The 5217-nt window shown below is 43.7% G+C and carries 14 protein-coding genes; 13 read left to right on the top strand and 1 reads right to left on the bottom strand.

Annotation, left to right across the window (positions count from 1 at the left end; translation table 11 throughout):
* Positions 1 to 237: hypothetical protein (locus tag D5R40_RS38320; protein WP_205127744.1), on the bottom strand; the 237-nt coding region annotated here is incomplete at its 3' end.
* Between the two features lie 162 nt (positions 238 to 399).
* On the opposite strand from D5R40_RS38320, the gene D5R40_RS38315 reads away from it, so the two are divergent.
* From D5R40_RS38315 to D5R40_RS38290, 13 genes are all read left to right on the top strand, one after another.
* On the top strand, positions 400 to 570 hold the full coding sequence (locus D5R40_RS38315) for a hypothetical protein (RefSeq protein WP_205127743.1): 171 nt from the start codon (positions 400 to 402) through the stop codon (positions 568 to 570).
* Between the two features lie 206 nt (positions 571 to 776).
* Positions 777 to 887 (top strand): ATP-binding cassette domain-containing protein, encoded by a 111-nt coding sequence (locus D5R40_RS40305; RefSeq protein ID WP_161565113.1) that lies wholly within the window; start codon positions 777 to 779, stop codon positions 885 to 887.
* Positions 888 to 1173: 286 nt separating this feature from the next.
* Positions 1174 to 1233, top strand: coding sequence for a hypothetical protein (locus tag D5R40_RS43050; protein ID WP_375339427.1), 60 nt, complete (start codon positions 1174 to 1176; stop codon positions 1231 to 1233).
* Positions 1234 to 1852: 619 nt separating this feature from the next.
* Positions 1853 to 2053: an ABC transporter permease gene (locus tag D5R40_RS43045; RefSeq protein WP_124155670.1), complete on the top strand. Its 201-nt coding sequence runs from the start codon at positions 1853 to 1855 to the stop codon at positions 2051 to 2053.
* A gap of 302 nt (positions 2054 to 2355) precedes the next feature.
* Complete coding sequence (locus tag D5R40_RS43040; protein WP_124155669.1) at positions 2356 to 2655, top strand: FtsX-like permease family protein; 300 nt, start codon at positions 2356 to 2358, stop codon at positions 2653 to 2655.
* Between the two features lie 491 nt (positions 2656 to 3146).
* Complete coding sequence (locus tag D5R40_RS30135; protein ID WP_124155668.1) at positions 3147 to 3512, top strand: hypothetical protein; 366 nt, start codon at positions 3147 to 3149, stop codon at positions 3510 to 3512.
* The gene (locus D5R40_RS43035; protein WP_124155667.1) at positions 3512 to 3661 is read left to right on the top strand and encodes an FtsX-like permease family protein; all 150 of its coding nucleotides are present in this window, start codon (positions 3512 to 3514) and stop codon (positions 3659 to 3661) included. The genes D5R40_RS30135 and D5R40_RS43035 overlap by 1 nt, the downstream gene beginning before the upstream one ends.
* Complete coding sequence (locus D5R40_RS36460; RefSeq protein ID WP_161565112.1) at positions 3631 to 3873, top strand: hypothetical protein; 243 nt, start codon at positions 3631 to 3633, stop codon at positions 3871 to 3873. The genes D5R40_RS43035 and D5R40_RS36460 overlap by 31 nt, the downstream gene beginning before the upstream one ends.
* Positions 3870 to 4130 (top strand): response regulator, encoded by a 261-nt coding sequence (locus D5R40_RS38305; protein ID WP_205127742.1) that lies wholly within the window; start codon positions 3870 to 3872, stop codon positions 4128 to 4130. The genes D5R40_RS36460 and D5R40_RS38305 overlap by 4 nt, the downstream gene beginning before the upstream one ends.
* Before the next feature lie 58 nt (positions 4131 to 4188).
* Positions 4189 to 4425 carry a sigma 54-interacting transcriptional regulator gene (locus tag D5R40_RS38300; RefSeq protein ID WP_205127741.1) on the top strand — a complete coding sequence of 79 codons (237 nt, stop codon included), beginning with the start codon at positions 4189 to 4191 and terminating at the stop codon, positions 4423 to 4425.
* A 34-nt stretch (positions 4426 to 4459) separates the two neighbouring features.
* The gene (locus D5R40_RS38295; RefSeq protein ID WP_240041682.1) at positions 4460 to 4834 is read left to right on the top strand and encodes a sigma 54-interacting transcriptional regulator; all 375 of its coding nucleotides are present in this window, start codon (positions 4460 to 4462) and stop codon (positions 4832 to 4834) included.
* Between the two features lie 15 nt (positions 4835 to 4849).
* Positions 4850 to 4960 carry an AAA-type ATPase lid domain-containing protein gene (locus D5R40_RS43590; RefSeq protein ID WP_445974455.1) on the top strand — a complete coding sequence of 37 codons (111 nt, stop codon included), beginning with the start codon at positions 4850 to 4852 and terminating at the stop codon, positions 4958 to 4960.
* 42 nt (positions 4961 to 5002) lie between these two features.
* Positions 5003 to 5217 (top strand): helix-turn-helix domain-containing protein (locus D5R40_RS38290; RefSeq protein ID WP_205127739.1); only part of this gene is annotated, 215 nt, incomplete at its 3' end.

The raw sequence follows: 5217 nt of genomic DNA, 5'->3' as shown, positions 1-5217 counted from the left end.
GCTGAGCAAGACATGGAAACTGCCAACCTTCAACTGGGTTCTTTTATCAATTACCGCGGGGACGTTTCCCTTTTCCTCCAATTGCCAGAAAATTTGCCCATACTTGAAATTTCCATCGAGAAAGCCTTGGAGCAAGCCCATAAGATTCGCCCCAATTCCATTGCCTTTAAGCGTCGAGCCCTGGAGGCCGAAAATGGGAATCGCAGAGGCAAAAGGCTCCAGAGGCTTTTCGGCCAATCTGGTGGGAAGCATTGGATTAACAAAAGCGATAAACGCATTTTCAGAAGCTTACAGAAACCCCATTGAGCAGCAAACCATCTCCCTGGAATTCTCCCTCCGGATTATGGACTGGGGAAGAGCCAAATCCCGGGGTAAGAAACTGCCAAAGCCAATCGCCAATTGGTAATTTATGAGATTGAGCAGGACAGCATCAATTTCGACCAAATTCTTCTGACTGAATTGACCCTTTTGAGGCGCTACGCTAAGCAGGTAGAACTACAAGGAGGTAGACGATTTGGCTCAGATGCGTTACCAGATCGCACAAGACAGATTTCTCATCAACAAACTTAGCATAACGGACCTTAGCATAGCTTTACAAGAAAAAGACCAGGCAAACGAGATTACGTTCAATCGCTTTGGGACTACTGGAAGAGCTATTATCGAATTCGCGGAATTAACCTTATTTGACTTTACTTATAAATCAGCACATAACGCACTAAAGATATGATTGCATTATCCAACATCGAAAAGGTTTACCAAACACGGACCTAGAAACCGTGGCACTGAATCAAATCAACCTGAACGTTGACAAGGGAGAATTTCTTTCTGTCATGGGCCCCTCCGGTTGTGGAAAGAGTACCTGCTTAATATTATGGTTTGCTGGATGAACCCAGTGAAGGGGACTTGAGCATAAATTGGAAAAAAATTTCAGCGATTATTCTGATAAAGAACTCGCTCGTTTCCGTAACCAGAATATCGGTTTCATTTTCCCAGAGCTATCACCTCATCAACGATCTTCAAGTCAATTGATAATGTAGAGCTTCCTTGCTGTATAGAAGATGTCGGCAAAGGAAAGGAAGAACAGAGCCATCGAAGCATCAATAAAGTCGGACTTAGCAATCGCATGAGCATTTCCCCAGCCAACTCTCCGGTGGGCAGCGGCAAAGGGTCGCCATTGCACGAGCGATTGTGGAAAATCCTTCCATCATTCTGGCAGATGAGCCTTACGGGTAACCTGGACAGTGTGATGGGAAATGAAGTCATGGACATCCTCATCAAGCTTAATGAAGAAGATGAAACGACCATTGTAATGGTTACGCATGACGAAAAGTATGGCAATGCGCACGCACCGTTTGGTACGCTTATTTGATGGAAGTCAGGTTGTTATAATCTTTTTTAAGCCTAAAATTATGTTACGCAATTATATAAAGATCGCCTGGAAGGTTTTGGCAAGAAATAAATTCTTCACCTTCGTCAGTCTTTTTCGGATTAGCCTAACATTGGCATTCTTTCTGTTCTTGCTACTTTTGGGTGGATCAGATCGTTGGGAAAACACTATCCGGTAGGTCCTGATGATCATTTGATTTATGTGCTACGGTCTCTCAGGAAGAATGAAATGGAGGTGGCTGGAATGGAGGGGCGAGCTATTATCTATACGATACTTTCATTCGGAAAATGAGAGTCCTCAGGAGTGGGAATTTATATCCAACGGAAAAAGTACTAATTCCTTTGTGGGAGATCGAAAATTAACCTTACCCTGAATTATACCGATGCAAACTATTGGAATATGCATTCCTATAGTTTTTTAGAGGGTAAAACCTTACTCAAGAACATGTGAAAAGACAAAGCTCGTGTGGCAGTGATTACGCGAGCTACGCGTGATTCCTATTTTGGAGAAGGGGTATCGGCCGTGGGCAAGACTATTGAAACAGATAATGTCGAATACAAAGTTCTGGGGGTAGTAGAGAATGTATCCGAAGCTACTATCTATCAATATAGCGACATTTACGTGCCTGTTGGGCTTGCTACCCACAATTGCAAAATCCGGATTTAATAGGAGGATTTACCGTCATTTTGCAAGGAGCTACTCCTAATGATATTCCCTGATTAAGGAAGAGTACCAGGATTTTGGTAGCAAAATTGGAAGTGCCGGCAGGAGAAGTCAGGGGTGGAAGCAGGAATATACTATCAATTAGTTCCTTTGCGATGACAAGCTTGATGCGAATTTCTGCTGGATTTTGTAATTGGGCAAGAACCTCAAATGGGCTGCTCACTACAATCCTAACTTCCGCTATGCTCCTATTCATGCTTTTTACCTGCCCTGAAACCTAATCAATTTAAATTCAAGTAGGATCAGTGAGAGATCTTCTGAAATTGGAGTTCGCGAAAGCATTTGGCGCAAATTCCATGACCCTGGCTTGGCAATTTATAGTTGAGAACATACTGGTAACGCTAATCGGAGGAGGAATAGGTCTCCTGTTAGCACTTGGAGCCCTGGAGATCATTGAAACTCTGAGCTTCTTAACCCATATAGAACTTGGGCTTCAGCTCAATGTATTTCTATTTCGCAATATTCCTCTGTCTGGTGTTTGGGCTGCTTTCCGGCGTGCTCCCCGCCTACAGGATGTCGAAAATTCAGGTTGTTTAACGCTTTAAAAGGATTAAACTCATGATACGTCAGGCATTTAAACTTATATGGAACCAAAGAGGCAAAACACTTAGGTTTGTTGTCGAAATTTTCTTCTCCTTTATGGTCCTCTTCCTGGTCTTTAGTTTCGGGATTTTACAAATAATCTACAGGAATTCTTCAGTCCACTGGGCTATGAATACGAGAAAGTTTGGGTCAATTTCTTTGAATCGGGAAGGGATGGAACATAAAGCATCTCTCCAGGTTAGTATGCACAAATTGAAGAAGCCTTAAAATCTTATTAGTGAAATTGAAGAGATTTACCTGGTCTCAGAATAATACTCCCTTGCCAGTGTTTCCAAATTCTTCAGTTTTGAACAGGGCAAATGCCAGTGTTCAAGCCCAAAGGTTTGTTGTTGACGATAATACGATGAAACCCTGGAGATTGAAATCTGGAAGGAAGATGGTTTGAGCCGCAGGATGAAGTGCTTGCCAATCCTCCCTTTATCCTTACTGCAATATGGCTGAAGAACTTTTTCCTGAAGGCTCAGCAGTAGGGCAAAAACTTCAGCATGGAGATACGGAAAATGATTACCATGAAGTAGTAGGAGTCGGTGAGGATTTTAGATACAGAGGGGGAATTATGGAAAGTGGATACGGATTTTTTCTTAGGAAAAATGAAAATCGGCTACTATCCAGTCTCTTGCTTAAGGTTAATGAAGATGCTGATGCTGCTTTTGAAGCAAAATTGATGAAAAATATGCACCAGATTGCGCCGGATTACTCCTGGAAATCCAATATGTTGATTGAAATGCGGTCAAATTTTCTACTGGTTTCATTTATCCCTTTACTAATATTGGAATTATCGGAGCTTCCTCATCTTTAATGTCGCGCTTGGGATTGTTTGGTGTGCTTTGGCAAAACATCAGCCGCAGAAAACAGGAGATAGGTGTGAGAAGGGCTATGGGTTCAAGTAAGGCCGAGATTAACTACCCCAATTTATTTTGGAAAATCATGGTGCTTTGCGACCATTAAGCTTGATTCTGGGGGATCTTTTTTGCTCCCAATTTCCGCTTCTGGATGTATTTGGCGTAAATGCCGGTATTTACATTGTAGCCATTGTTTTTCGCCGCGATTTGCATCTATTTGCTGGTATTTGTCTGCGCTTTGATCCCAAGTTCTCAGGCTGCCGAATTGCATCCTGCCATCGCCTTGCGAGAAGAATAAAAGAAAACAGCCCTTTATGATCCTTATCATAGATGATGACCAGGCAGTTTTAGCTTCCTTAAAACTCCTCCTGAAAAAACCAGGGCTGGGATTGTGCGCCGTAAAAAAGCCCCATACAGCCCTGGATTTTATCCGGGAAAATAAGGTAGATCTGATCATCCTCGACATGAATTTCTCTGGAAACCAGCGGGGAAGAAGGGCTGGACCTGCTCAGAAGATTTTAGCCTTTGAACCCATCTATGCCGGTTATTTTGATTACGGGTTGGGCTACCATTAACTGGCTATAGCGGGTATGCGAGCGGGGGCAAGAGACTTTATCAAGCAAGCCCTGGTCCATGAGCAGATGCTGGCTGGCCATCAAAACTGCTCTGGCCTTGAAAGGCTTTCAGGCGCAAGCAGCAGCCGAAAGAGTTGATAAAAAGTACGACTTTGGCATATCGTGGGGAGGATCCGGTTTTATGAAGATTCTGGAAACAATAGGTCGAGTGGCTAATACCGAAGCTTCTATTTTGATATTGGGGGAAAGTGGGACGGGGAAGGAATTGATTGCAGAGGCGGTTCAATCAGAATAGTAAGCGGCAGGGAGAAGCCTTTGTAAAGGTCAATTTGGGGGATTTCAACTACTTATTTGAGAGTGAACTTTTTGGACATAAGAAAGGGGCATTTACGGATGCGCGTTATGACCGAAAAGGGAGATTTGAAATGGCGGATGGCGGAACCATTTTCCTGGACGAAATCGGGGAACTGGATTTGGCCAGTCAGGTAAAATTGCTGCGTGTTTTACAGGACCGAAGCTTTGAAATTCTGGGGAGCAGTGTGAACCAAAAGGTGAACGTTCGCATCATCAGCGCCACCAACCGCAGCTTGGCTGAAATGGTTTCTGAAGGTTTGTTTCGGGAAGACCTCTTCTACCGAATCAATCTTATTACCATTCGCCTCCCAGCCCTTCGGAACGCACCTCAGATATCCCCTTATTGGTAGAGTTTTATTTGAAAAATCTTCGCCAGATCTTACCAACGCCCGGGATTGCAGGTAAGTGAGGCTGCTATGAATTGGTTGCAGCAGTATTCTTTCCCCGGCAATATTCGTCAGCTCAAAACCTGGTAGAAAGAACCGTCCTCATGAGCCCGGAAGATCATTTGGAGCTAGATGATTTCAAAGATCAACTGGGAGATCCTGCTCGCAGAAAAAAATGAAGGAGGTCTCCCAGAGGTCGGGACCATGTCCCTGGAAGAAATGGAAAAAGAAATGATCCTCAAGGCCATGGCTCATCATAGTGGGAAGATTAGTAAAGTAGCGCAGGCTTTGGGCCTGAGTAGAAATGCCCTTTATCGTAGGTTAGAGAAATACCAGATTCCGCATGA

This window comes from Okeania hirsuta (genome assembly GCF_003838195.1).
GTDB classification, from domain to species: Bacteria; Cyanobacteriota; Cyanobacteriia; order Cyanobacteriales; family Microcoleaceae; genus Okeania; species Okeania hirsuta.
This window is presented reverse-complemented; position numbering and strand designations above follow the sequence as displayed.

What these genes read in the sequence shown, in the direction of transcription:
- D5R40_RS30135 (WP_124155668.1), top strand. Translation starts at nt 3,147, where the DNA reads ATGGCTGAAGAACTTTTTCCTGAAGGCTCAGCAGTAGGGCAAAAACTT.
- D5R40_RS43035 (WP_124155667.1), top strand. Translation starts at nt 3,512, where the DNA reads ATGTCGCGCTTGGGATTGTTTGGTGTGCTTTGGCAAAACATCAGCCGC.
- D5R40_RS38305 (WP_205127742.1), top strand. Translation starts at nt 3,870, where the DNA reads ATGATCCTTATCATAGATGATGACCAGGCAGTTTTAGCTTCCTTAAAA.
- D5R40_RS38300 (WP_205127741.1), top strand. Translation starts at nt 4,189, where the DNA reads ATGAGCAGATGCTGGCTGGCCATCAAAACTGCTCTGGCCTTGAAAGGC.